The following is a 24,725-nucleotide window of genomic DNA, read 5'->3' as shown; positions in this document are numbered from 1 at the left end:
ATGTATGCATTCGAGTATCAACGCGCCGCGGATCCCAAAGGGGCCGCCGCGGCCATCGCAGCCGACAGCGAAGCGAAGTTCATCGCCGGCGGACAAAGCCTGTTGCCGACCATGCGCCTGCGGCTCGCGCAGCCCTCGCAACTGATCGACGTGACGCGGATTCCGGCGCTCAAGGCGATCACCGTCGACGCAAAAACGGTGACGATCGGCGCCGCCGTCTGTCACGCGGACGTGGCGGAGCACGCCGAGCTTCGGCGCGTGTTGCCCGCGCTCGCGAATCTCGCCGCACACATCGGCGATCGCCAGGTGCGCGCGCTCGGCACGATCGGCGGCTCGCTCGCGAACAACGATCCGGCGGCATGCTATCCGGCGGCGGCGATGGGTCTGGACGCCACCATCGTCACGGACCGGCGGCGGATTTCATCGGGCGATTTCTTCGTCGGCATGTACGAGACCGCGTTGGCGCCCGACGAGCTGATCACCGCCGTCGAGTTTCCGGTGCCGGAACGGGCGGCGTACGAAAAATTCGACAACCCGGCTTCGCACTTCGCGCTGGTCGGCGTGTTCGTCGCGAAGTTCGCAAGCGGCGTGCGCGTCGCGGTGACAGGCGCGGCGGCTTCGATATTTCGTGTGCCGGAGCTGGAAAGCGCGCTGACGGCGAATTTCACGCCCGAGGCCGCGCGCGCGGTCACCGTGCCGGCAGCCAATCTGAACACCGACATGCACGCGAGCGCCGACTATCGCGCGCATCTGATTCCGGTGCTGGCAGCGCGAGCGGTCGTGAAGGCGAACGGCTAGCCGTTGGCGGCTGACGCGGCGTGCCTCGCACGACGCGACAGCCGCGTTCGCTCGCTCACGCGATACGGCCGCGCGCAGTGTTGCTTCTCACCGTGCGAATTCAGGAACGCCATGCAGCCTGCCTCAATCGACGACACCCTCGCGCAACTCGCCGCCCAGAACTACTTCGCCAGCCGCGAGCTGGCCACCGCCTTGTATCTCGCGTTGCGCATGGAGCGGCCCTTGTTCGTCGAAGGCGAGCCGGGCGTCGGCAAGACCGAGCTCGCTAAGGCCGCGGCAGGCATGCTCGGCACTTCGATGCTGCGGCTGCAATGCTATGAAGGGCTCGACACCGCCAGCGCGCTCTACGAGTGGGACTATCCGCGGCAGATCATGGCGCTGCGTCTGGCCGAAGCCGCCGGCGAGCGGCCGGGCAACGACACGCTGTATCGCGGCGAATTCCTGCTGAAGCGTCCGCTGTTGCAGGCGCTGCTGCCCGACGAACATCATCCGGACGCGCGGCGCGTATTGCTGATCGACGAAATCGACCGCGCCGACGAGCCGTTCGAAGCGTTCCTGCTTGAACTGCTGTCGGACTTCCAGGTATCGATTCCCGAGTACGGCACGGTGCGCGCGGCGCAGCCGCCGCTCGTCGTGATGACGTCGAACCGGACGCGCGAAGTGCACGACGCGTTGAAGCGCCGGTGTCTGTATCAATGGATCGGCTATCCGGAGCGCGATCGCGAACTGGAGATCGTCGCCGCGCGAGCGCCGCAAACGTCTGCGGAACTGCAACGGCGCGCCGTCGATTTCGTGCATCGGCTGCGCAGCATGGATCTGTTCAAGGCGCCCGGCATCGCCGAAACGATCGACTGGTGCCGCGCGCTGGAGGCGCTGTCGGTGACCGAGCTCGATCCGCAGTCGGTGCAGAACACCTTGGGCGTGCTGCTCAAGTATCAGGACGATCTGGCGCGCGTCGATGCCGCGCAGATCGCGCAATGTCTCGCGATGCCGGAGTAGCGGCGATGATTCAGCCCATCAGCCAGGCGGTGACCCAGACGGTGACCCAGACGAAGCACACGGGCAGCGGCGCTTCGGCAGCCGGTACGCATCGAACCGAAAAAGCCGGCGAGAAAGCCGGGGATGCAGCAGGCGCTCCAATCCTGGCTCGCAACGTCGTGCATTTTGTGCGCGTGCTGCGCGGCGCGGGCTTGCCGATGTCGCCCGCGCAAGCCGCCGATGCGCTCGCCGCGTTGCACTGGATCGACCTCGGCCGCCGCGACGATGTGCGCGCCGCCCTCGCCGCGTTATTGGTCTCCGCGCCGGATCAGCGCGACCTGTTCAACGCCGCCTTCGAGTTGTTCTGGCGCGACCCGGACTGGGAAGGCAAGCTGCGTGCGCTGCTGTTGCCGAAAGTCCGCGACGGCTTGCCGCCGCCCAGGCGCAACAACCGTCTCGCCGACGCGCTCGCGATACGCGCGCCGCCGTCGCCGCACGGCAAGCCGCCGCCGGAAACCGAGCAGCATGAACTCCACGCGCACGTCACCTTCAGCGCGGAAGAGCGGCTGCGTCATCGCGATTTCGACACCCTTTCCGCCGACGAATGGCGCACGCTGCGCCATCTGATCCGCAGCCAGCGCCTGCCGCTCGCCACCGAGCCGACGCGCCGTCTGAAGGCCGCCTCGCGCGGTACGCATGCGGACTTGCGCGCGAGCGCCCGGCACGCGGTGCGCGCGGGCGGCGACTGGACGGTGTGGAAGTATCGCGCGGTGGTCGAACGTAAGCCGCCGCTGGTGCTGCTGCTCGACATATCCGGCTCGATGAGCAATTATTCGCGCGCGGTGCTGTACTTTTGCCACGCGCTTTTGCAATCGCGCGAGCGCTTGCAGGTGTTCCTGTTCGGCACGCGTCTCACCAATGCGACGCGGGCGCTGCGCGAGCGCGATCCCGACGTCGCGATCGCCGCGCTCACCGATCAGGTGGTCGACTGGTCGGGCGGCACACGGATCGGCGCCGCGCTCGCCGAATTCAACCGACGCTGGGCTCGCCGCGTGCTGAGCGGCCGGGCCACGGTTCTGCTCGTGACCGACGGCCTTGATCACGAAGCGATCGACGTGCTCGACACCGAAATGGCGCGCCTGCGCCGCTTCGCGCATCGCATTATCTGGCTCAATCCGCTGCTGCGTTTTAGCGGCTTTTCACCGAAGGCGCGCGGCGTGCAGGCGATCCTGCCGTATGTCGATGCGCATCGTCCGGCTCATAATCTAGACAGTCTGGCGGCGTTCGGCCGCGACCTCGCGCAACTCACGCGCGCGCCTCGTCTCGCCGTATCCGCCACGACAATCGCAGGAGCAATGCCATGGAACTGACCGAAACCTATACGCTGCCGATTTCGCAGCAGCGCGCATGGGAGGCGCTGAACGACACCGGGATCCTGCACGCCTCAATTCCCGGTTGCGAGAGCATCGAGGCGGATGGCGAAAATGCGTACACGGTGGTGATGAGCGCGTCGGTGGGTCCAGTGAAGGCGCGCTTCAAAGGGCGTATGCTGCTGACCGATATCGACGCGCCGAACGCGTACACCGTCGTCTTCGAAGGCCAGGGCGGCGCGGCGGGCTTCGGCAAGGGCAATGCGCGCGTCACGCTCGAACCTGAAGGCGAAGCCGCGACGAAGCTGATGTACACGGCGAGCGCCCAGGTCGGCGGCAAGCTGGCGCAGATCGGCTCGCGGCTCGTCGACGGCGCCGCGCGTAAGATCGCCGGCGAATTTTTCAAGCGCTTCAGCGCGCAGGTAGGCGGCGAACGTGACGGCGCGACTGCCTCGATTGCCGAGGATGACGGGCAAAGTGCGGCGGCGGAAACGGCGCCGCAGAATACGGAATCGACTGAGGCTGCGGACTCTGGGTCCGGCGGCAAGGAAACGAAAAGGAAGAGATCATGGACAGCGTGGATCTCGAGGTCCTGAAGTCCAGCGCGCGCTGGCTCGAAGAAGGGCATCGCGCGCTACTGGTGACGGTGGTGAAGACGTGGGGCTCGTCGCCGCGTCCCGAAGGCGCGATGCTGGCGGTGCGCGACGATGGTCTGGTGGTCGGGTCGGTATCGGGCGGCTGCATTGAAGACGACCTGATCGACCGCGTGCGGCAAAAGGGTATCGAGCAGACACATCCGGAGGCGGTCAAGTACGGCATCTCCGCGGAAGAAGCTCATCGCTTTGGCTTGCCTTGCGGCGGGACGATCCAGCTGGTGCTGGAGCCGCTGACGCCGCAAAGCGGCATCGCGGCGCTATGCCGCGCGGTGGAGGACGGCCGGCTGGTGGCGCGCGAAGTCGACATGGCGACGGGCGCTGTCCGGCTCGATGCGGCGCAGGCGACTGACGGCGTGCATTTCGACGGCGAGCGCCTGCTGACGATTCACGGCCCGCGCTACCGGATGCTGGTGATCGGCGCGGGACAGTTGTCGCGTTATCTGTGCCATATCGCGGTTGGGCTCGATTATCAGGTGACCGTGTGCGATCCGCGCGAGGAGTACACCGAGGAGTGGGATATTCCCGGCACGAAGATTGTCCGCACGATGCCGGACGATACGGTGATCGAGATGAAGCTCGATGAGCGGTGCGCAGTGATTGCGCTAACGCATGACCCGAAGCTGGATGATCTCGCTTTGATGGAAGCGTTGAAGACGCCGGCGTTTTATGTTGGTGCGCTGGGCTCGCGGCGCAATAATGCGGCGCGGCGCGAGCGGCTGAAGGAGTTCGATCTGAACGAGGCTGAATTGGCCCGGCTGCATGGGCCGGTTGGGATTTATATCGGCAGCCGCACGCCGCCGGAGATCGCTGTTTCTATTCTCGCCGAGGTGACGGCGGCTAAAAACGGGGTTTCTTTGCCGACCTTGCTTCAGGTGGAAGGCGCCAAGGCCGCGCGGGAGATTGCCGCTTCCGGAGGTGCGGCTTGTAGCGTTTGATGTTGCCCTTGGCGGCGGCATTTTTCTGTTCGCCCACGGCGCAGAGAAAAATGCCGCGCAGGCAAAAACCCAATCACATTAATCCGCAAACAACAGCGGCCGCCACAGAACCGCCAATCAAAACCACCCCAATCAAGCGACGCTTATTGAGTTCAGTCCACAACAAAACGCCGGTCAACGAAAGCAAAATCATTCCACCAGCGATCGTATCGATCAGCAAAACCCACCCGACGCTCAATCCGACACCGCGATGCAGATTATTCATCGTGGTAAGAAACGAGTTCTGCGTGCGTTTCACCGCGACAAACCCATTCCCAACCCAATATTCGGCCTGCACACTCTCAGCAGGCCCATTAATCCCGACTTGCCAGAATTCCGGCTGCATCATACTGCGATCGCCCCAGGCGACAGGATGCGCGGGCTCGCGCTTCACTCTCCCCGGCTTGCCGTCAAATTTCAACTCGCCTTTGAGCCACTTCGCCATCTCCATTGGCGAGGTCAACTTCTTCTGCGGCAATGGAATCTGCATCTCCTCAACCTGAGGCTCCCCCGACGACACCTTCAACGGGCCGCCCCGGTGGTTCAGCAAAAACCCCGTCGCGCCGAACATCAAGCCAAGCACCGCGCCCCACAACCCAACCCAGCCATGCACCTTGCGCAGCCACTTGATGAAGTTCGCCCGCCGTGAACGCTGGCGCCGCGCGGCCTGCTCGGCATCGTCCATCAGGTGACGGCCGCGCTCCGGCGCATGCGCGGCGTAATGCGTGCCGCCAGCAGCCGCAGCGGGTTTCAGATCGGTCGATTCAGGCGCGTTCAAATCAAGGCTCCAGGCGCAGCGGTTTAAACCATCGCCGGTGCGCAACGGCCAAGCGCACGCTCACACCAGCGGTCATTGAAGTGTCGAAGGAAAGGGCCGGACAACCCGGCTTACGGTCCAGGCCGCCCGGCTGAGAGGCTGGCTGGCAGTCACAGAGGAGGAGAAATGTGACAGAAGCTGGCGATACCTTTCAATTGAGAATGGATATCATTACACAATTGACGCGTTTCCTCAATCGCAACGCGTTACATCAATGCAGCAGACGCTCAAACCGGCCAGAGCGGCCCTTCCTGCATCGCGCCAAGCTGCTCGCGCAGTTCGAGGATGCGGTCTTCCCAATAGCGTTGCGTGTTGAACCACGGAAACGCCGCCGGAAACGCCGGATCGTCCCAGCGGCGCGCAAGCCACGCTTGATAGTGAATCAGCCGCAGCGTGCGCAGCGCCTCGACCAGATACAGTTCGCGCGGCTCGAAGTCGCAGAAGTCTTCGTAGCCGGCGAGCAGATCCGTCAGCGCACGCGATGCTTCCGCGCGCTCGCCCGGCAGCAGCAGCCACAAATCCTGTATCGCCGGCCCCATCCGGCTATCGTCGAAGTCGACGAAATGCGGGCCTGCGTCGGTCCACAGCACATTGCTCGGATGACAATCGCCGTGCATTCGCAGCATGCGAATCTCGCCGGCCCGTTCGAATGCGCGTTCGACGCCTTCGAGCGCGAGGTTCACCACGGTTTCCCACGCGGTGCGCACATCGTCCGGGACAAAGCGCTGCGCGAGCAGGAAGTCGCGCGGCTCGTAGCCGAACGTGTGGATGTCGAGCGTCGGGCGCTCGGTGTAGTTTTGCGTCTGCCCAACCGCATGGATGCGGCCGATAAAACGGCCCAGCCATTCGAGCGTGTCGCGCCGGTCCAGATCCGGCGCGCGGCCGCCGCGGCGCTCGAAGATCGAGAAGCGAAAACCGTCGAACGCATGCAGCGTACGGCCTTCGAAGACGCGTGCGGGCACCGCCGGAATCTCACGCGCGGCGAGATCGGCGACAAAGTTGTGTTCTTCGAGAATGGCTTCGTCGCTCCAGCGCTCGGGACGATAGAACTTCGCGACCACCGGCGGGCCGTCTTCGACGCCCACCTGATACACGCGGTTCTCGTAACTGTTGAGCGGCAGCATGCGCCCGTCGGTGCGCACGCCGACCGTGCTGAGCACGCTGTCGAGCGCGTCGAGCACAATTTCCGGCTTGAGCCGGGCGAAAGGAACGGCGCTGTCGGCGCCGTCCTGTGAGTCGAGAATATCGTTCATGCCCGCATTGTGCGCCGCGCCGCCGTCAAAGACGAGGGCGGCGGCCCGGCTTGGGGGTTACAGCCACCTGCAGCCACCACGAATCATGCTCAAACTGCCTTCAATGCATCTGCGCGCTCGACGGGCGCACAAGCTCGCCCGTATCGATCAGGTCTTCAAGGAAAAAGGGTTCAGTGTTCAGTTGCGGCGAAGCGCCGGGCTCGCCGGCATACCACGCCACCATGGCCATGTCGCCGAGAATGCGCATGACGATCCCGCGCGCGCCTTGCGGCACGGCGATATGCACCGATCGGACAATGGAACCGATTTGCATGATGTTTCCCCGTTTCTCCCATAGCCGGCTTTATGGATTCCCTGCCGGTCAAGGTGATGATAAAAGCGCCGCTTCGCCTATAACGTTGCGTACGCACCCAATCTGCTTCGCGTGATGCGCGTGAGAGGTTCGTGTCATTGTTCCCGTTTTGCGGGGCCATGGAAAGCGCGAACAAAAGGCAGTTCACCCGTCGGTTCGCCCTGTTCCGTTACGGCGCGCCAAGCCGATGATCCGGGCACAACGCGTCGTAACGGGACCATCATAAACCCTGAGGCGGCGGGGTACCAAAATCGCGCACTCGCCTCGCCAACGCGTTTAGCGCAGCATGTACCGGCATCGTGGCGGCGATTCGATTGCGCGAATGTGAACGCGTCGTGGCATGACCGGCGATCTGCCGCGCATTGAAGAGGCTTGAAAAGTAAGGCCAGCGTAAGCAAACGCTTCACAGATCGAGGCCCGTTTGCTGCGCCGCAATAATCGCTGCGCGCCTTGCCGGACTGGCTTCAGCAGTCTGCGAATAGGCGTTGCAGCGCCGCAAAGCGCCGTTATGCCGAGCTAACGGTCGCCTATACTCGAACCGGGCGTTGGCAGCGCATGACTCCAGAAATAGAGCCGCTGCCGCCGCTGATACCACATAAGGAGACGGGTATGACGACCTACTTCACGATCGGCGATTTCATCCTGGTCATTCCGATGGCGCTGGCTGGCGCTTTGTTTGTCGGTGCGCTCCCCTGCAAGACGGAATTGCGGCACAACGCGCTACGCGTGCTTGGCGCGCTCATCGGCGTGGTGTTCGCGGTCGTGCTGGTCGAAGGGTTGCCTGCGCTGGTGTAGCGGGGTCCGGCGAAGACGCTCTGATTGCCTCTGATTGCCATCGCAGATGGTTCGGTGGACTGAACGCCGTGGCTGCGGTCGCTGCGTTGAAGTTGCGCGCCTTTGGCGCGGCTATGAAGAAAGCCGCCGCAGTTCAGCACGGCGGCTTTTCCATGTCCATTCCCGCGATGAGAAAGCCGTCAGGCTCAGATCGCCTGATCGGTCGACGGCTTTTCCCACAGGTTGATGCCGCCTTCGGTCGCATAGCGGTCGATTTCCGCCAGTTCGTCTTTCGAGAACGCGAGGTTTTTCAGCGCACCGACGTTTTCGCGCACCTGCTCGGCACGGCTCGCGCCAATCAGCACCGACGTGACGCGCTGATCGCGCAACGCCCAGGCCAGCGCCATTTGCGCGAGGCTTTGTCCGCGACGCTGTGCGATGTCATTGAGCTTGCGCACGTGTTCGATGTTCTGCGGGCTCAGGTGCTCCTGCTTCAGCGAACCGCCACCCGGCTTGTTGACACGCGCGTCTTCCGGCACGCCGTTGAGATATTTGCTGGTGAGCAAGCCCTGCGCGAGCGGCGTGAACGCAATGCTGCCCGCGCCGACCTGGTCGAGCGTATCCAGCAGTTCCCGCTCGATCCAGCGGTTGAGCATGTTGTACGCCGGCTGATGGATCAGCAGCGGCACCTTGTATTCGGCGAGCAGCTTCGCCATTTCGAGCGTCTTGGTTGCCGAGTACGACGAAATACCGATGTACAGCGCCTTGCCCTGCTGGACGGCGCTTGCCAATGCGCCTGCGGTTTCTTCGAGCGGCGTGTCGGCGTCGAAACGATGCGAATAGAAGATGTCGACGTAGTCGAGACCCATGCGTTGCAGGCTCTGATCGAGGCTCGCGAGAATGTACTTACGCGAGCCGCCGCCCTGACCGTACGGCCCCGGCCACATATCCCAACCGGCCTTCGACGAGATCAGCAGTTCGTCGCGATACGGTTTGAAATCGTCTCTGAAGAGCCGGCCGAAATTCGTTTCGGCGCTGCCGTACGGGGGGCCGTAGTTGTTGGCGAGGTCGAAGTGCGTGATGCCCAGATCGAAGGCGGTGCGCAGAATGTCGCGCTGCGTGGAGATCGGCGTCGTGTCGCCGAAGTTGTGCCACAGGCCCAATGACAGCGCCGGCAGTTTAAGACCCGACTTGCCGCAAACGCGGTATTGCATGTCTGAATAGCGTGCTGAAGCTGCTTCGTAAGCCATTGCTGGAGTCCTTGATGGTGAGCCGCCCGACAGGTGCAGGCGCGGGGAGATCGTGTGCCGCGAGGCGACGCTTTGATCCGATGTTCGAGTGAAGCAGTTTTGTTATGGTAGCCAATCGGCGCTTTACACGCAGAAGCCCAGTATGCAGGATGGACGGTTGCTCGTTGGTCCCCTACACTTGGCCGATCGGATTTATCGGAGGGATCATGACGAAGGCGATTTCAATCGCGTTGATTGTCGGCGGGATTGTGTTGTTGTATTTCGGCGGCCAGGCGTTCAATTCTGTTAGCAGCGATGTTTCGCGCGTATTGACTGGGTCTCCGACCAATAAGGCGATCATGCTGATTGTGGGTGGCGCTATCGCCACTGTTGCCGGATTGACCGGGGTGGCTGTTTCGGGACGGAGGAAGTAAGGTCCTTTTGCCAGCGCGGCGCTGTATGTCTGTGCGCCCACGGCGTTGCCTTTTTCCTTGTTTTCTTATTGTGTTCTCGAGGCAACGCCGTAGGCGCACAAACAAATGCCGCCGCCAAAGGCAAGAAACCTAAAAAGCAATTTCGGGTTTGGCAGCCGACCTCGACCCCGGCAACGGGACATTACTCACCCCGTGATAGGTGAACACCAGCGAAAACTTAACCCGATCGCTAAGATTCTTCCCGGCCGAATGCAGTGTATTGCAATGAAAAAACACCACGTCCCCGGCCTTGAGTTCTGGCGAAACAGCGGTCCGAATCAGCGCCTGATTCTCCTCCAGATCGGAGCGAAAAAACTTGGCTTCATCAAACCGGTCAGAAGTGAAAGCAGCACTATGTGACTTCGGCACAAACCACAACGCGCCGTTATCGATAGTTTCGTCTCCGACAGCGAGCCATACGGAAACCAGATCGTCACGCTCGAACGACCAATACCTCACGTCGCGATGCCAGCCCGTCAAACTGCCATAGGCGGGGTGCTTGGTCATCATGCAGTTGTGATGCGCCCGCGATAACCGCGGCTCCTCACCGAAATACAACTCCATCCAGCCGCGAATTTCCGGCGCCGTTGCCCAGCGCGCAAAACTCGGATGACGCCCATACGCATCGAGCAACCGCCGCACCGTATGCCCGCCCGGCGCATATTTCGACTCCGGCGCACCCGGATAGCGCAGATCCGCTTCGAACTCGATCGGCGCCGCCGCTTCCTGCAATTGCCGCTCCGCAATCTGCTTCAGTTCGCCGCAACGCTCGGGCGACACCAGTCCCGGCACAACGACAAAGCCCTGCTCCCGCAACGTTTGAATCTGTTCTTTTTTCGAGTGAACTGACATGGGTGTTCCGTTACTTTCGACTGGCTGATGCTGGATTGTAAAACGGGCGCGATCGGGCTGCGCGCAGTTTCGCCCACCACCAAGCCGCAGCCTGACGCACGACTTCCATGCGCGACAGAATTGCACCGCACTTGGTAAGGGCAAGCGCGCACGATAGACGGGCGCAAAGGGCGCGACCCCACAGGCATGCAGGCTATTCCAAGCCCGTAAAAACCCGTATTCGCAGGGTAAAAACGGACTTTCTGACGTCACGAATCGCGTGTAGCCTGCATGCATGTCGATCGCTACTTCCCGCACTTCGGCGGCGTGCACAGGCCGCCATGGCCGATTCCGCCGTTCTCCGTGCCCTTTCCAGTCGATTCCCGGGCTTACGCGCCGTCCATCGCGACACCGCCGTTGGCACATTTGGTGCTCCTTCTGATGCACCTTCCGTCGCGCGACACGTTGCCCACTTGTGAAGCCATGCATACTCTCCTGAGCACCCGCCTTACCCGCGCCGCGTTGAAAGCGGCGCGCCCCGCGCGCCGCCATGTGGTACGCGCGCTGCGTCACCACTCCGCCCGCACTCGCGCACTCGGTGAACAATGGCGCGACGCCAAAGCGGTCGACGGCATTCGCACCTGGTTCCACACCTTCTTTTCCGCTCTGCGCATACAAAGCGGCTCGCGCCGCTTTTCGCTGCGTACGCTGCTGCGCAAACCGACGCCAATGCGTGCGTTGACTGCCACACGCCTTGCACCGGTCGCCACGCTTCAGAGCACGAGCCGCCGTCCGCGCCGGATGTCGACGAGCGGCAGCACGGGCTGGTTTGCGTTCGCGTTCGCTAGCCGCTAAGCCAACCGCCAGCCGCGCCGTCAGCCCGCAGCTTGTTTGCGGCGAGCACATGGCGCGGCCCGCAAGCCGGCTCGCTGTGCGGCGTCAGGACCGTCCGCCCGACGGCAAGCCAGAGTATGCAAAGCCAATAAAAAAACCCCGCCTGGCTGGCGCCGGCGGGGTTTTTCGTTAGAGCGAACCGCGGCGAACTGCGCGCGCTTATTCTGCGAGCACGGCGACCGGTTCCGTGCCGGCGGCTTCGGCGAGCGCCAGAGCCTTGTCCGTGGCTTCCCACGTGAATTCCGGCTCTTCGCGGCCGAAATGGCCGTAGGCCGCGCTCTTCTCGTAGATCGGGCGCAGCAGGTCGAGCATCTGGATAATGCCCTTCGGACGCAGATCGAAATGCTCCTGCACGAGCTTCGTGATCGTCGCGTCCGACACGCGGCCCGTGCCGAACGTATTGACCATCACCGAAGTCGGCTGCGCCACGCCGATCGCGTACGACACCTGAATCAGGCAGCGCGACGCCAAACCAGCGGCAACGATGTTCTTCGCCACGTAACGGCCGGCATACGCCGCCGAACGGTCGACCTTCGACGGATCCTTGCCCGAGAACGCGCCGCCGCCGTGGGGCGCCGCGCCGCCGTACGTATCGACAATGATCTTGCGGCCGGTCAAACCGCAATCGCCTTGCGGACCGCCGATCACGAACCGGCCGGTCGGGTTCACCAGGAACTTGATGTCGCCTTTGATGAGCTCGGCAGGCAGCGTCGGCTTGATGACTTCTTCGATCACGGCTTCGCGCAGCGTAGCCAGATCGATGTCCGGCGAATGTTGCGTGGACAGCACGACGGTGTCGATCGAATACGGCTTGCCGTCGACATAACGCACGGTGACTTGCGACTTCGCATCCGGACGCAGCCAGGGCAGACGGCCGTCGCGGCGCAGATTAGCCTGACGCTCGACCAGACGGTGCGACAGGTGAATCGGCAGCGGCATCAGTTCCGGCGTCTCTTCGCACGCGTAGCCGAACATCAGGCCCTGGTCGCCGGCGCCTTGATCGAGGTTGTTGTCGTGCGCGCGGTCCACGCCCTGGGCGATGTCCGGCGATTGTTTGTCGTACGCGACGAGCACCGCGCAACCGCGGTAGTCGATGCCGTAATCGGTGTTGTCGTAGCCGATGCGCTTGATCGTGTTGCGCGCGACCTGGATGTAATCGACGTTCGCGGTGGTGGTGATTTCACCGGCCAGCACGACCAGACCCGTGTTGCACAACGTTTCGGCTGCAACACGCGAATATTTGTCCTGCGTCAGGATTGCGTCGAGGATTGCGTCCGAAATCTGATCCGCGACTTTGTCGGGATGGCCTTCGGAGACGGATTCGGAAGTAAAGAGATAGTCGTTTGCCACGTTGCAGACTCCTGTTTTGTGGTTACGGTTGAGTTTCACGTAGCCAGCTTCGGGAGCCTTGAAGCGGCGACGCTTTAGCGGATTACATGACTGTCAGACGCGCCCCACATGGATCGCGCGCCTGGCAGCTTCGCCCCGCAAGTTGTCTATTAACTCGGCGAAGCCCTTATTATAGCGACTTCCGTTGATTGCCACAGAGTGTTCACCCGTGCCGTATTTCAACCCGTTTCCAGGTTTCTTGAGCAAAGCGTCGCTCGACGCCCCACACGGAGGGGCGGCATGCTGAGTCGTATTGGTGCCCACCTGGCCATTGGGCTGCTGAAATTTTTAGCGCTGCTGCCGTACGGCCTCGTTGCAAGAATGGGCGACGGGCTTGGCTGGCTGCTCTATCAGATCCCCAGCAACCGTAAGCGCATCGTTCACATCAACCTGACCTTGTGTTTCCCGGAATGGAGCGAGGAGCACCGCGCAGAGATCGCGCAAAAACACTTCCGCCATGCAATCCGCAGCTATGTGGAGCGCAGTGTGCAGTGGTTCGGCTCTGCGAAGAAGCTCGAAAAGCTCGTACAGGTGGATAGCGAGATCGACCTGCTGGATCCCGACATGCCGCCCACCTTGTTGCTTGGCGCGCATTTCGTCGGTATCGAGGCAGGCTCCGTGTTCATTAATCACGCACTGCGCCGGCAGTGCGGCGCGCTCTATCAGCCGATCTCCAACAAGGTGCTCGACGACGTAGCGATAGCCGCGCGCGGCCGCTTCGGCGCGGATATGGCAAGCCGCGCTGACAGCGCGCGCATCGTGCTTCGCTGGCTACGCGATCATAAGCCCGTCATGCTCGGCGCCGACATGGACTACGGCATGCGCAACTCGACGTTCGTGCCGTTCTTTGGCGTACAGGCATGCACGCTGACGGCCGTCGGACGGCTCGCCAAGGTCGGACAAGCGCAAGTGGTGCCGTTCATCGGCGAAGTGCTGCCGAACTACAAAGGCTACCGGTTGAAGGTATTCAAGCCGTGGGACAACTACCCCTCCGGCGACGACGATATCGATGCGCGTCGCATGAACGCCTTCCTCGAAGAACAGATTCCCCACATCCCCGAGCAGTATTACTGGGTTCACAAGCGCTTCAAGACCCGGCCGCCGGGTCAGCCGAGCGTGTACTGAGCACATCGCGTCGAAAAAGCACCGAAACGCTGAAATAGCGCGGCGTTCGGCTCACCTGCCGGCGCGTCACTTACAATAGCGTGATGAAACTGAAATTCACCAAAATGCACGGCGCGGGCAATGACTTCGTCGTGCTCGACGGCTACACCCAACCGGTCAACCTGAGGCCGGAACAGGTGCGCGCGCTCGCGGACCGGCATTTCGGCGTCGGCGCCGACCAGTTGCTGCTGGTCGAAAAGCCCACGCTCGAAGGCGTCGACTTCCGCTATCGCATCTTCAATTGCGACGGCGGCGAGGTCGAACATTGCGGCAATGGCGCGCGCTGCTTCGTCAAGTTCGTGCGCGATACCGGCTTGACCGACAAGCGCAGCGTGCGCGTGCAGGTTCAGAACGGCACCATCACGCTGACCATGCAGGAGAACGGCGAGGTGCTGGTCGACATGGGCACGCCGGTGTTCGACCCGGAGCGTGTGCCGTTCGCCACCAAGGGTCTCGAAGGCCGAGGCGAAGGCGCCGACACGCTTTGGCCGCTCGAGGTGAACGGCGCGACACGCTGGATCTCGGCAGTGTCGATGGGCAATCCGCACGCGGTGCAGGTGGTGGACGACGTCGAAGATTTCCCGGTGCTGACCGACGGCCCGGTGATCGAGCGGCATGCACGTTTCCCGCAGCGAGTGAACGCGGGCTTCATGCAAATTGTCGGCCGTAGCGAAATCAAACTGCGCGTCTATGAGCGCGGCGCAGGCGAAACGCTGGCGTGCGGCACGGGCGCTTGCGCGGCGGTGGCCGCCGGCATCCGCCGCGGGCTGCTCGATGCGCCGGTCCTCGTGCACACGCACGGCGGCAAGCTGACGATTTCGTGGGACAGCACGCAGGAAGGCTCGCCGCTCCTGATGGCCGGCCCGGCGGCAACCGTTTTCGAAGGCGAAATCGAACTGGCCGATTAGCCGGCTAACCAGCCGACGGCCCACTCAACCCATTGACCGATGCGTCGCCCGAAGGCGTCGTCCCGTAGTCCTTTAGCCGAAACCATGAACGATCGCGAAGTCGCCGAATATCTGCTCGCCAATCCCGAATTCTTCGCCGAACACGCGGAAATGATCGCGACCATCCGGCTTGCGAACCCGCACGGCAAAGCCGCGGTGTCGCTGCAGGAGCGGCAGATGGAAATGCTGCGCGACAAGAACAAACTGCTCGAACGGCGCCTCGCCGAGCTGCTTCGCTATGGCCACGAGAACGACAGCATCGCGTCGAAATTCAATCGCTGGACCATCCGCGTGATGGCCGAGCGCGATCCGTATGCGCTGCCGCGCACGATCGCCAACGGCTTGCGCGAGATTTTCGATGTGCCGCAAGCCACGCTGCGTGTGTGGGACATCGCCGAACCGTACACTCAGGCCGACTTCGCGCGCCACGTCGGCGAGGAAGTGCGAATCTTCGCGAACAGTCTCACCACGCCGTATTGCGGCGCGAACACCGGCTTCGAAGCGGCACATTGGCTGGCGCCGGCAGTGTCGGCGGTCGCGGACGACGCGGCGCCGGCGGCCGATAACGCAAGCGGATCCGTACACGTCACCGAGTCGATCGCGCTGCTCGCGCTGCGCGACCCCGAAGGCAAGGAAGAAGCGCCCACCTTCGGCCTGCTGGTGATGGGCTCAGCCGATCCGCGCCGCTTCCATGACGGCATGGCCACCGATTTCCTGACGCAGATCGCCGCGTTGGCAAGCGCGGCGCTGAGCCGTCTGCTGCCGCGCTGATCGCGCGCCGATTCCAGGCCGATTCCACGCCGATCCGCCCAAACGCCGCCCATCGTGACCGAAGCCGACCCGATCGCCGCCTATCTGTCGAATCTCGAACACGAGCGGCGGCTATCGGCACATACGCTGCGCGGCTACACGCACGAACTCGCGGAACTGAAGCTGCTGGCGAGAGGCCGGCCGCTCGAAAGCCTCACCGCCGTCGATATTCGCGGCGCCGTTTCCCGCGCGCACGCGGGTGGGCTGACGGCGCGCTCGATCAGCCATCGGCTCTCGGTGTGGCGCGCGTTTTATCGCTGGTTCGCGGGCCGCGTCGACTTGCCGGCCAACCCGGTCGCCACAGTACGCGCGCCGAAACAGGCCAGGACATTGCCCAAAGCGCTTTCCGTCGACGACGCAACGCGTCTGATGGAAAGCCCGCCCGCCGCCACGCTCGAGGGTTTGCGCGATCACGCGATGCTGGAGCTGTTCTACTCGTCGGGGCTGCGCCTGTCCGAACTGGTCGGCCTCGACGCCCGTTTCGCCGATGCCGACGGCTACCGCTCCGCGGGCTGGCTCAAGCTCGATTCCGCTGAAGTCGAAGTGCTCGGCAAAGGCAACCGGCGCCGCATCGTGCCGGTCGGCAGCAAGGCGCTCGAGGCCTTGCGCGCATGGCTCGAGGTGCGCGACCAGATGGTGAAGCACGATCCGCATCCGCTGTTCCTGTCGGTGCGCGGCAATCGTCTGTCGCCGAACGTGGTGCGTGACCGGGTGAAGCGCGCGGCGCTGGTCGCCGGCATTCCCGCCAACGTGCATCCGCACGTGTTGCGGCATTCGTTCGCCACGCATGTGCTGCAATCGAGCGGCGACCTGCGTGCGGTGCAGGAACTGCTCGGCCACGCCAGCATCACCGCCACTCAGGTCTACACCGCGCTCGATTTCCAGCACCTCGCGCACGTCTACGATCAGGCGCATCCGCGCGCCAAAAAACGCGGCTGATTCCGCTTTTAGCGGTTGCGGTCTTCACCTTCGCTTCACCGCCGTGTGCACCACGCACGCGGCCCTTTGCTCTGCTGACACCCTGATGAATACCGTTACGCTCAAACCGTCGAAAGAAAAGTCGCTGCTGCGCCGCCATCCGTGGGTTTATGCCAATGCGATCGATCGCGTCGACGGCAATCCCGCGGCCGGCGCCACCGTGCTGGTGCGCGCGCACGACGGGCGTTTCCTCGCGCGCGCCGCCTACAGCCCGCATTCGCAGATCCGCGCCCGCGTGTGGAGCTTCGACGAAACCGAGCCGATCGATCACGCGTTCTTCAAGCGCCGCGTGCAACGCGCGCTCGCGCATCGTCAGACGATGGTGCACGACACCGGCGCCGTGCGGCTGATTTTCGGCGAAGCCGACGGCCTGCCCGGCCTGATCGTCGACCACTACGTCGCCGAGGACGAAGGCCAGCGCAGCCAGCTCGTCTGCCAGTTCATGGCGGCAGGCGTCGAGGCGTGGAAGGAAGCGATCGTCGCGGCGCTGACCGGCGCAACGGGCTGCCCGAACGTCTACGAACGCTCGGACGTGTCGATCCGCCAGAAGGAAGGGCTCGAACAGATCACCGGCGTGCTGGCGGGCGAAGCGCCGTCGGAAAAACTGATTTCGAGCGAAAACGGCGTGCGTTATCACGTCGACGTGCGCAACGGCCACAAGACCGGCTTCTACGTCGATCAGCGCGACAATCGCCTGCTGGTGCAGCAGCTTGCGCAGGATCGCGACGTGCTGAACTGCTTCTGCTACACCGGCGGCTTCTCGCTGGCAGCGCTCAAGGGCGGCGCCAAACGCGTGGTGTCGATCGATTCGTCGGGCGAGGCTTTGGCGCTCGCGCAGCAGAACGTCGCGGCCAACGGTTTCGATGCCGAGCGCGCCACGTGGCTCGACGCCGACGCGTTCAAGACCCTGCGCCGTCTTTACGACGACGGCGAACGCTTCGACCTGATCGTGCTCGATCCGCCGAAATTCGCGCCGTCGCGTGAACATGTGGACCGTGCATCGCGCGCCTACAAGGACATCAACCTGACCGGCCTGAAGCTGCTGCGCCCGGGCGGCCTGCTGTTCACCTATTCGTGCTCCGGCGCGATCGACTCCGAACTGTTCCAGAAGATCGTCTCGAGCGCCGCCGCCGACGCGCGCGTGGATGCGCGGATTCTCAAGCGGCTCGGCGCGGGGGTCGACCATCCGTTGCTCACCGCATTCCCGGAAGGCGAATACCTGAAAGGCCTATTGTTGCAAATCGCCTGATCGCCCATAGTTTCAGAGTTATTTCCCGCGCTGGCGGCGTGGGCAAACGCGGGTTCGAACCTCACCGCCAGCGCCGGCTTGACAGATATGTTTCAATAGCCGGCTAGACCGGGCTGCGCGCCACGAGGCCGCCGCGCCCGGCGTACGCACCCGCTTGAGCCCCCGATTACGCACCCGATACGCACCCGATTACGCACAGATTCACGTACATACAGGCGACCCATATGATTCCCGTCACTATCCTGACCGGCTTTCTCGGCAGCGGCAAAACCACCCTGCTCAAGCGCATCCTGAATGAAAAGCACGGCATGAAGATCGCCGTGATCGAAAACGAGTTCGGCGAAGAAAACATCGACAACGAAATCCTCGTGCACGACACGAGCGAGCAGATCATCCAGATGAGCAACGGCTGCATCTGCTGCACGATCCGCGGCGACCTCGCGCGCGTGCTGGGCGATCTGGCGGAGCAGAAACAGTCCGGCAAGCTGGATTTCGACCGCGTCGTGATCGAAACCACCGGTCTCGCGAATCCGGGCCCGGTCGCGCAGACGTTCTTCATGGATAACCAGATCGCCGACGAATTCCTGCTCGACGCGATCATCACGCTGGTCGACGCGAAGCACGCGAATCAGCAGTTGGACGAGCACGAAGTGGTGCAGCGCCAGGTCGGTTTCGCCGACCGCCTGTTCGTCACGAAGGCCGATCTGGTCGACGAACAGCACGTGGCCGATCTGCGTCATCGCCTCCTGCACATGAATCCGAAGGCGGCGATCAAGGTCGTCAATTTCGGCGAGGCGGACATCAAGGAAATCTTCGACCTGCGCGGCTTCAACCTGAATTCGAAGCTCGAGATCGATCCGGACTTCCTCGCCGAAGACGAACACGCGCACAGCCATGCTCACGCGCATGACGAGCATGGCCATACCCACGACGATCACGAAAACTGCGATCACGACCACGGCCATTGCGATCACGAAGGCCACGATCACGCGAATCATCGCCACGCCCACCACGACGACAAGATCAAATCGTTCGTCTACCGCAGCGACCGCGCGTTCGACCCGAACAAGCTCGAAGACTTCCTCGGCGGCATTCTGCAGATCTATGGCGAGCGTCTGTTGCGCTACAAGGGCGTGCTGTACATGAAGGGCGTCGATCGCAAGGTCGTCTTCCAGGGCGTGCATCAGATGATGGGCAGCGATCTGGCCGCGAAATGGCAGCCGATCGAGAAAAAGACCAACAAGATGGTGTTCATCGGCATCGAACTGCCGCAAGACCTGATCACCGACGGTCTGAACGCCTGTCTGGCGTAAGGCGCGAGCGGCGGCGGCACGTGCCGTGCCGCTCCGTTCAGCCGCGGGGGCTTTCGACGACATGGGCGCCACGTCAATCGTCTGCTGAATGCGCCGGACACGGCCGAAAGGCTGCTGAAAAGTCCTGCGTATGAAAAGCGCGTGAAAACCCTGCTGTATTAAAGCGTGCACGACCATCGCTTTTTGGTCGTCCGCGCGTTATATTTTCGGGATATCAGCGCGCTGCAGCGGGATTTCCACCAGTTGCGGTGCAGGATTGTGATTCAGTTACAATACGTGCCCACTGGAGAATGACAACGAATTGCCCGGTCAGCGCGTATCCCGCGCCGGGCCCGAAATGGCGCCGGAAAATCTTGTCCGGAAACACGCCGACAATGCCGGCTGGCACAGCCTGAACGGGTGCGCTGCCGGTAAGCACTGCCTCAGGAGCACTTGAGAATCGGTTTCCAGAGGAGTTCGGCCCCGCATTGGCGTAGCGGCGCCCAGCGCGTAGGCGCTCGGCGTATCGACGCGCCCGGCGCTTCGGCGTCACGACAGTCCACCGTCCGTGTTCGCCCTGCGCTCATTGAGCGTCTTCGAAGCGCCTTTGCGGGCAACACGAAAGTGCGGGCACTATGTAAGAGTTTTGCCTCACATTGAAGAAGCAAGCCAGATGACGACGAAACGACTCTTGACCGAAGCCGAAATCCTGAAGATGAGCGACAAGGATTACATGAATGAGGATCAGCTCGCTTTCTTCAAGAACAAGCTCGAACAGCTGCAGGCGGAGATTCTCCGCAATGCCGGCCAGACGACCGAGAACCTGCGCGAAACGGTAATCGTGCCGGACCCGGCCGATCGCGCAACGATCGAGGAAGAGCATGCGCTGGAACTGCGCACGCGCGACCGCGAGCGCAAGCTGCTGAAGAAGGTGCAGCAATCGCTCGCGCGCATCGATTCGGGCGACTACGGCTGGTGCGAAGAAACCGGCGAACCGATCGGCATCCCGCGTCTGCTCGCACGGCCCACGGCCACCCTGTCGCTCGAAGCGCAGGAACGCCGCGAACTGCGCCAGAAGCTGTTCGGCGATTGAACGCCTGTGGCGCGGCCTCGGCTCCGCGCCCTGTTACGCTGCTTCGTCGAGAGGCGCACGGTGAGCTGTGCGCCTTTTTCTTTTGCGCGACGCTTTGTAGCGTTCGCTGGAAACACGGCGCCAATCCTTTGCCGAGCGGTGGTTCCACGCCGTGCCGGCGCTGCCCCCGTCTCTTCCCCCTCTGCCGTGCGCCGTCCTGGTCGCGTGTTTTTTATCTTATGCCGTTTGCCGGCTCTTGATATGACCGCGCACGCCCTAAAATAAATCGGACATGCGTTGCACGAGCGCGCGCCGGCCGGTTGGGTTTTCCGCGTCGCGCGCCGTCCGCTTCCCGGATTCATGCGGTAGCGTTGCGCTGCCGCGTCCTACCCGTTTTGCAAAGAGGAACGCATATGGAGCAATTTCACGGCACGACGATCGTCTCCGTGCGCCGCGGCGACAAGGTCGCGCTCGGCGGCGACGGCCAGGTGACGCTGGGCAACATTGTCATGAAGGGTGGCGCGAAGAAAGTCCGGCGCATCTATAACGGCAAGGTGATGGTCGGCTTCGCCGGCGGCACGGCCGACGCCTTCTCGCTGCTCGACCGCTTCGAAGCGAAGCTGGAAAAACATCAGGGCAATCTGACGCGCGCGGCCGTCGAACTCGCGAAAGACTGGCGCACCGACCGCATGCTGCGCCGACTCGAAGCCATGCTGATCGCCGCCGACGCCGCCACCACCCTCGTCATCACCGGCAACGGCGACGTGCTCGACCCGGAAGGCGGCATCTGCGCAATCGGTTCGGGTGGCGCTTATGCGCAAGCCGCCGCGAAGGCGCTCATGGACAACACCGAGTTGTCGCCGCGCGAAATCGTGGAAAAGTCGCTGGAGATTGCCGGCGACATGTGCATCTATACGAACCATAACCGCGTCATCGAGACGATCGAGTAAGGACCCACGATGAGCACCATGACCCCTGCCGAGATCGTCTCGGAACTCGACAAGCACATCATCGGCCAAGGCCGCGCGAAGAAAGCAGTGGCGGTGGCATTGCGCAACCGCTGGCGCCGTCAGCAAGTCGAGGAACCGCTGCGTCAGGAAATCACGCCGAAGAACATTCTGATGATCGGACCGACCGGCGTCGGCAAAACCGAAATCGCGCGACGTCTGGCGAAACTGGCCGACGCGCCGTTCATCAAGATCGAGGCCACCAAGTTCACCGAAGTCGGCTATGTAGGCCGCGACGTCGACAGCATCGTGCGCGATCTAATGGAGATTTCGATCAAGCAGACGCGCGAAACGGAAATGCGCAAGGTGCGAAGCAAGGCTGAAGATCAGGCCGAGGACCGTATTCTCGACATTCTGCTGCCCACCGCGCGCCCGGTCGGTTTCGGCGCGAGCTCGAGCGTCGCGGACACCGTGGATGAAAGCAGCCCCACGCGTCAGACCTTCCGCAAGCGCCTGCGCGAAGGCTTGCTCGACGACAAGGAAATCGAACTCGACGTCGAACAGCCGCAAGTCGGCATGGACATCATGGGGCCGCCGGGCATGGAAGACATGACCGAGCAGATCCGCTCGATGTTCGCCAACATCGGCGGCGGCAAGAAAACGCGCCGCAAGATGAAGGTGAAGGAAGCGCTGAAAGTCCTCACCGACGAAGAAGCCGGCAAGATGCTCAACGACGAAGAGGTGAAAACCAGGGCGGTGCAGAACGCCGAGCAGAACGGCATCGTGTTTCTGGATGAGATCGACAAGATCGCGTCGCGTAACGAAGCGGGCGGCGGCGAGGTGTCGCGCCAGGGCGTGCAGCGCGATCTGTTGCCGCTCGTCGAAGGCACCACGATCAGCACCAAGTACGGCATGGTGAAGACCGATCACATCCTGTTCATCGCGAGCGGCGCGTTTCATCTGGCGAAGCCGAGCGATCTGATTCCGGAGCTGCAAGGCCGTTTCCCGATTCGGGTCGAACTGGATTCGTTGTCGGTCGGTGATTTCGAATCGATCCTGGTCGCCACCGATGCAAGCCTCGTCAAGCAATACCAGGCGCTGCTCGAAACCGAAGACGTGCATCTCGAATTCGCCGACGACAGCATCCGCCGTCTGGCGGAGATCGCATTTTCGGTGAACGAGAAAACAGAGAATATCGGCGCACGCCGCTTGTACACGGTGATCGAAAAGCTGCTCGAAGAAGTCTCGTTCTCGGCCGGCAATCATTCGGGCACGACAGTCAAGATCGACGCGGCATATGTCGATCGCGCGCTGAATGAAGTTGCGGAGGACGAAGACCTCTCGCGCTACGTGCTGTGATGTCGCTTATGTCGCATTAAAACCTGCGCCTCATCGCATCTTGTGTGAGGCGTAAAAAAACGGGCTGCCTTGCGAAAGGCAGCCCGTTTTGCTTGCTGGCTTGCTGACGAACGACCCAGCGCTTACTGCTTGACTGGCCGCTTGGCCAACTTGCGCTGCAACGTTCGACGATGCATGTTCAACGCGCGCGCGGTCGCCGAAATGTTGCCGCCGTGCTCAGCGAGCACGCGTTGAATATGCTCCCACTCGAGACGCGCGACCGACAACGGCGTGGGATGCTCGATCGCCTCTTCAGCTTGCAATGCGCTCGCTTCGCTTTGCAGCGCTGACAAAATCGTTTCGACGTTGGCGGGTTTCGCCAGATAGTTATCCGCGCCGTCCTTCACCGCTTGCACCGCAGTGGCGATGCTCGCATAGCCGGTCAGCACCAGCATCCGCGCGTCCGGCTGCAAGTCGCGCAACGGCGCGACGAGCGTGAGGCCCGAGTCGTTGCCGAGGTGCAGGTCCACCGTAATCTGGCCGAACTTCTGCTGGTTCGCGAGCTTGATCGCCTCGTCCGCGTTGTGTGCTTCGGCCACCGTGTAGCCGCGCCGCGTCAAACCGCGGGCGAGGATGCCGGAGAACACCTCGTCGTCGTCGATCACCAGAAAATTCATATCGCTCATGCCTGTTTCTCCGTGTTGGATGGCGCGGCGCCGCGACGGCCCGTGCCGGATAATTTGCGTGCCGCGAGCGGCAGCCGCAGCACTGCGCGCGTACCACGCGGCTTGATCTCACTGACGTCGGTCAGTTCGATCGAACCGCCCAGACGCGCTGCCGCAGAAAACGCCAGGTAAAGACCCACGCCGTGTCCGCCCTGCGTACTGTCGACCGGCATCACGCCGAGCGAACCGCGCAGCGTCGGCGGAATGCCGGGGCCCGCGTCGCATACTTCGAATTCGATCAGGTCGCCCTGCTTCGCAAGCCAGCATGCCAGCGTCACGTGATCGCGGCTCGCACGCGCTGCGTTGTCCAGCAGAATCGTGAGAATCTGACTGACGGCAACCGTGTCGTCAAGGCTGACCTCCGCAGGCGGCACGCCGAGCCGTTCGAATTTCACATGCGGATGGCGCAAGCGCCATTGTTCACCGAACGACTCGAGCCACTCGGCGACCCGTTGCCGAGTGCTCGACGTCGATGCGCGGCTGCGCAGCCCCGCGAGCGCCGAGGTACACAACGCCATTTGCTGTTCGAGCAGTTCGAGATCGGCGGCATAGGGCGCGAGGCCCTGATCCGTGCGCGCGGCGTCGCGCAATTCTTCGGACAGCATCGCAATGGTAGACAGCGGCGTGCCGATTTCGTGCGCGACGGTGGCGGCCTGCACGCCGAGCGCGACGGCGCGCTCGTCGTGCAGCAAGCGCTGCTGGGCGTCGCCGAGCGCTGCGTCACGTAGCCGCAGCGCTCGCGACATCCGCGCCACGAACCATGCAATCAAGCCGACGCTGACCATGAAGTTCACCCACATGCCCGCGCGATAGTAATCGAACAGGTTGGCGGGGTTATCGAGATTGAGCGGGACCGAATCGAAACCAAGCACTGCATAGCAGGCCACCGCGAACGCCGCGAGCCACGCCATCAGCTGCCAGGGCAACACGGCCGCGGCAATCGCGAGAGACGGCAGATACAGCGACACAAACGGATTGGTCGTGCCGCCGGACAGAAACAGCAACGCCGACAACGCGCCCAGATCGACCCAGATCTGGCCGAACAATTCGAGGTTGGACTCGGGCCGTTGCTGCGAGACGCGCCACCAGGTGAGTCCGTTGAAGATTACTTCGAGCGAGATCACGAGCAACATCGCGGGCAACGGCAGGTGCACGCCGATGAAGGTCTGCACGAACGCGATCGTCACCAGTTGGCCGATGATGGCGAGGCTGCGCAGCCAGAACAGATGACCGAGATTGACCCGGCCGGTGTTGGTTATTCGATGCATGACGTCAGTTTACCTGTTCGGACTTGTCTGACTCACCGCGAGACGCCGCGCCGGTAATATGGAATTTTTTTGGCTCTTTTGAAAACGGAGTGGGTAACGGGGCTCATCGGGCATGCTCATTAAAGCGTGAGAAGTCGAGTTTTCCAG

The 24,725-nt window shown here is 62.9% G+C and carries 25 protein-coding genes; 17 read left to right on the top strand and 8 right to left on the bottom strand.

The features are described 5' to 3' along the window. From AC3WLT_RS30340 to AC3WLT_RS30320, 5 genes are all read left to right on the top strand, one after another. Nucleotides 1–798, top strand: a complete 798-nt coding sequence (locus AC3WLT_RS30340; protein WP_492595337.1) for an FAD binding domain-containing protein — start codon at nt 1–3, stop codon at nt 796–798. A 111-nt stretch (nt 799–909) separates the two neighbouring features. Beyond that, nucleotides 910–1,797, top strand: a complete 888-nt coding sequence (locus AC3WLT_RS30335) for an AAA family ATPase (RefSeq protein ID WP_492595336.1) — start codon at nt 910–912, stop codon at nt 1,795–1,797. 5 nt (nt 1,798–1,802) lie between these two features. Then, nucleotides 1,803–3,146 (top strand): vWA domain-containing protein, encoded by a 1,344-nt coding sequence (locus tag AC3WLT_RS30330; protein WP_492595335.1) that lies wholly within the window; start codon nt 1,803–1,805, stop codon nt 3,144–3,146. Next, the gene (locus AC3WLT_RS30325) at nt 3,137–3,742 is read left to right on the top strand and encodes an SRPBCC family protein (protein WP_492595334.1); all 606 of its coding nucleotides are present in this window, start codon (nt 3,137–3,139) and stop codon (nt 3,740–3,742) included. The genes AC3WLT_RS30330 and AC3WLT_RS30325 overlap by 10 nt, the downstream gene beginning before the upstream one ends. Continuing rightward, on the top strand, nt 3,715–4,737 hold the full coding sequence (locus AC3WLT_RS30320; RefSeq protein ID WP_492595333.1) for an XdhC family protein: 1,023 nt from the start codon (nt 3,715–3,717) through the stop codon (nt 4,735–4,737). Before AC3WLT_RS30325 ends, AC3WLT_RS30320 begins: the two co-directional genes overlap by 28 nt. Nucleotides 4,738–4,810: 73 nt before the next feature. On the opposite strand, the gene AC3WLT_RS30315 is transcribed toward AC3WLT_RS30320, so the two are convergent. The 3 genes from AC3WLT_RS30315 to AC3WLT_RS30305 all read right to left on the bottom strand — a co-directional run bounded on the left by AC3WLT_RS30315 (nt 4,811) and on the right by AC3WLT_RS30305 (nt 7,159). After that, complete coding sequence (locus AC3WLT_RS30315; protein WP_492595332.1) at nt 4,811–5,554, bottom strand: PepSY-associated TM helix domain-containing protein; 744 nt, start codon at nt 5,552–5,554, stop codon at nt 4,811–4,813. Between the two features lie 266 nt (nt 5,555–5,820). After that, complete coding sequence (locus AC3WLT_RS30310; RefSeq protein ID WP_492595331.1) at nt 5,821–6,846, bottom strand: serine/threonine protein kinase; 1,026 nt, start codon at nt 6,844–6,846, stop codon at nt 5,821–5,823. A gap of 100 nt (nt 6,847–6,946) precedes the next feature. Then, nucleotides 6,947–7,159 (bottom strand): hypothetical protein, encoded by a 213-nt coding sequence (locus tag AC3WLT_RS30305; RefSeq protein ID WP_006050502.1) that lies wholly within the window; start codon nt 7,157–7,159, stop codon nt 6,947–6,949. 648 nt (nt 7,160–7,807) lie between these two features. On the opposite strand from AC3WLT_RS30305, the gene AC3WLT_RS30300 reads away from it, so the two are divergent. Continuing rightward, nucleotides 7,808–7,993, top strand: a complete 186-nt coding sequence (locus tag AC3WLT_RS30300; RefSeq protein WP_120297341.1) for a hypothetical protein — start codon at nt 7,808–7,810, stop codon at nt 7,991–7,993. A 185-nt stretch (nt 7,994–8,178) separates the two neighbouring features. Here the strand turns inward: AC3WLT_RS30300 and mgrA are convergent, their stop codons facing one another. Beyond that, complete coding sequence (gene mgrA, locus AC3WLT_RS30295; protein WP_492595330.1) at nt 8,179–9,222, bottom strand: L-glyceraldehyde 3-phosphate reductase; 1,044 nt, start codon at nt 9,220–9,222, stop codon at nt 8,179–8,181. 206 nt (nt 9,223–9,428) lie between these two features. On the opposite strand from mgrA, the gene AC3WLT_RS30290 reads away from it, so the two are divergent. Then, nucleotides 9,429–9,635: a DUF3185 family protein gene (locus tag AC3WLT_RS30290; protein ID WP_492595329.1), complete on the top strand. Its 207-nt coding sequence runs from the start codon at nt 9,429–9,431 to the stop codon at nt 9,633–9,635. Nucleotides 9,636–9,764: 129 nt separating this feature from the next. Here the strand turns inward: AC3WLT_RS30290 and AC3WLT_RS30285 are convergent, their stop codons facing one another. Beyond that, nucleotides 9,765–10,526 (bottom strand): phytanoyl-CoA dioxygenase family protein, encoded by a 762-nt coding sequence (locus tag AC3WLT_RS30285; RefSeq protein WP_492595366.1) that lies wholly within the window; start codon nt 10,524–10,526, stop codon nt 9,765–9,767. Between the two features lie 462 nt (nt 10,527–10,988). On the opposite strand from AC3WLT_RS30285, the gene AC3WLT_RS30280 reads away from it, so the two are divergent. Next, nucleotides 10,989–11,360 carry a hypothetical protein gene (locus tag AC3WLT_RS30280; RefSeq protein WP_492595328.1) on the top strand — a complete coding sequence of 124 codons (372 nt, stop codon included), beginning with the start codon at nt 10,989–10,991 and terminating at the stop codon, nt 11,358–11,360. Between the two features lie 198 nt (nt 11,361–11,558). On the opposite strand, the gene metK is transcribed toward AC3WLT_RS30280, so the two are convergent. Beyond that, nucleotides 11,559–12,749, bottom strand: a complete 1,191-nt coding sequence (metK, locus tag AC3WLT_RS30275) for a methionine adenosyltransferase (RefSeq protein WP_492595327.1) — start codon at nt 12,747–12,749, stop codon at nt 11,559–11,561. A 279-nt stretch (nt 12,750–13,028) separates the two neighbouring features. Between metK and AC3WLT_RS30270 the strand changes: the two genes are divergently transcribed. The 9 genes from AC3WLT_RS30270 (at nt 13,029) to hslU (ending at nt 22,606) form a co-directional block, all read left to right on the top strand. Then, nucleotides 13,029–13,913, top strand: a complete 885-nt coding sequence (locus AC3WLT_RS30270; protein WP_492595326.1) for a lipid A biosynthesis lauroyl acyltransferase — start codon at nt 13,029–13,031, stop codon at nt 13,911–13,913. An 83-nt stretch (nt 13,914–13,996) separates the two neighbouring features. Further along, nucleotides 13,997–14,860: a diaminopimelate epimerase gene (gene dapF, locus AC3WLT_RS30265; protein ID WP_492595325.1), complete on the top strand. Its 864-nt coding sequence runs from the start codon at nt 13,997–13,999 to the stop codon at nt 14,858–14,860. An 84-nt stretch (nt 14,861–14,944) separates the two neighbouring features. Further along, nucleotides 14,945–15,670, top strand: coding sequence for a DUF484 family protein (locus AC3WLT_RS30260; protein WP_492595324.1), 726 nt, complete (start codon nt 14,945–14,947; stop codon nt 15,668–15,670). A gap of 54 nt (nt 15,671–15,724) precedes the next feature. Then, nucleotides 15,725–16,648, top strand: coding sequence for a tyrosine recombinase XerC (gene xerC / locus AC3WLT_RS30255; protein ID WP_492595323.1), 924 nt, complete (start codon nt 15,725–15,727; stop codon nt 16,646–16,648). Between the two features lie 85 nt (nt 16,649–16,733). Continuing rightward, nucleotides 16,734–17,936, top strand: coding sequence for a class I SAM-dependent rRNA methyltransferase (locus AC3WLT_RS30250; protein ID WP_115099363.1), 1,203 nt, complete (start codon nt 16,734–16,736; stop codon nt 17,934–17,936). Between the two features lie 224 nt (nt 17,937–18,160). Continuing rightward, on the top strand, nt 18,161–19,249 hold the full coding sequence (locus AC3WLT_RS30245) for a CobW family GTP-binding protein (RefSeq protein WP_492595322.1): 1,089 nt from the start codon (nt 18,161–18,163) through the stop codon (nt 19,247–19,249). A gap of 652 nt (nt 19,250–19,901) precedes the next feature. Next, complete coding sequence (dksA, locus tag AC3WLT_RS30240; protein WP_006050516.1) at nt 19,902–20,321, top strand: RNA polymerase-binding protein DksA; 420 nt, start codon at nt 19,902–19,904, stop codon at nt 20,319–20,321. Between the two features lie 392 nt (nt 20,322–20,713). Further along, on the top strand, nt 20,714–21,250 hold the full coding sequence (gene hslV / locus AC3WLT_RS30235; RefSeq protein ID WP_492595321.1) for an ATP-dependent protease subunit HslV: 537 nt from the start codon (nt 20,714–20,716) through the stop codon (nt 21,248–21,250). A gap of 9 nt (nt 21,251–21,259) precedes the next feature. Next, entirely contained in the window at nt 21,260–22,606 is a 1,347-nt protein-coding gene (hslU, locus tag AC3WLT_RS30230; protein WP_492595320.1) for an ATP-dependent protease ATPase subunit HslU, read from the top strand. Between the two features lie 122 nt (nt 22,607–22,728). Here the strand turns inward: hslU and AC3WLT_RS30225 are convergent, their stop codons facing one another. Both AC3WLT_RS30225 and AC3WLT_RS30220 read right to left on the bottom strand, forming a co-directional pair. Continuing rightward, complete coding sequence (locus tag AC3WLT_RS30225) at nt 22,729–23,271, bottom strand: response regulator transcription factor (RefSeq protein WP_492595319.1); 543 nt, start codon at nt 23,269–23,271, stop codon at nt 22,729–22,731. After that, nucleotides 23,268–24,578, bottom strand: a complete 1,311-nt coding sequence (locus tag AC3WLT_RS30220; RefSeq protein WP_492595318.1) for an ATP-binding protein — start codon at nt 24,576–24,578, stop codon at nt 23,268–23,270. The genes AC3WLT_RS30225 and AC3WLT_RS30220 overlap by 4 nt, the downstream gene beginning before the upstream one ends. Nucleotides 24,579–24,725 lie beyond the last annotated feature (147 nt).

The sequence above is a fragment of the Paraburkholderia sp. FW306-2-2C-D06C genome (assembly GCF_058781505.1).
Note: the sequence above shows the minus strand (reverse complement) of the source record. Positions and strands in the feature narration are given on the sequence as shown.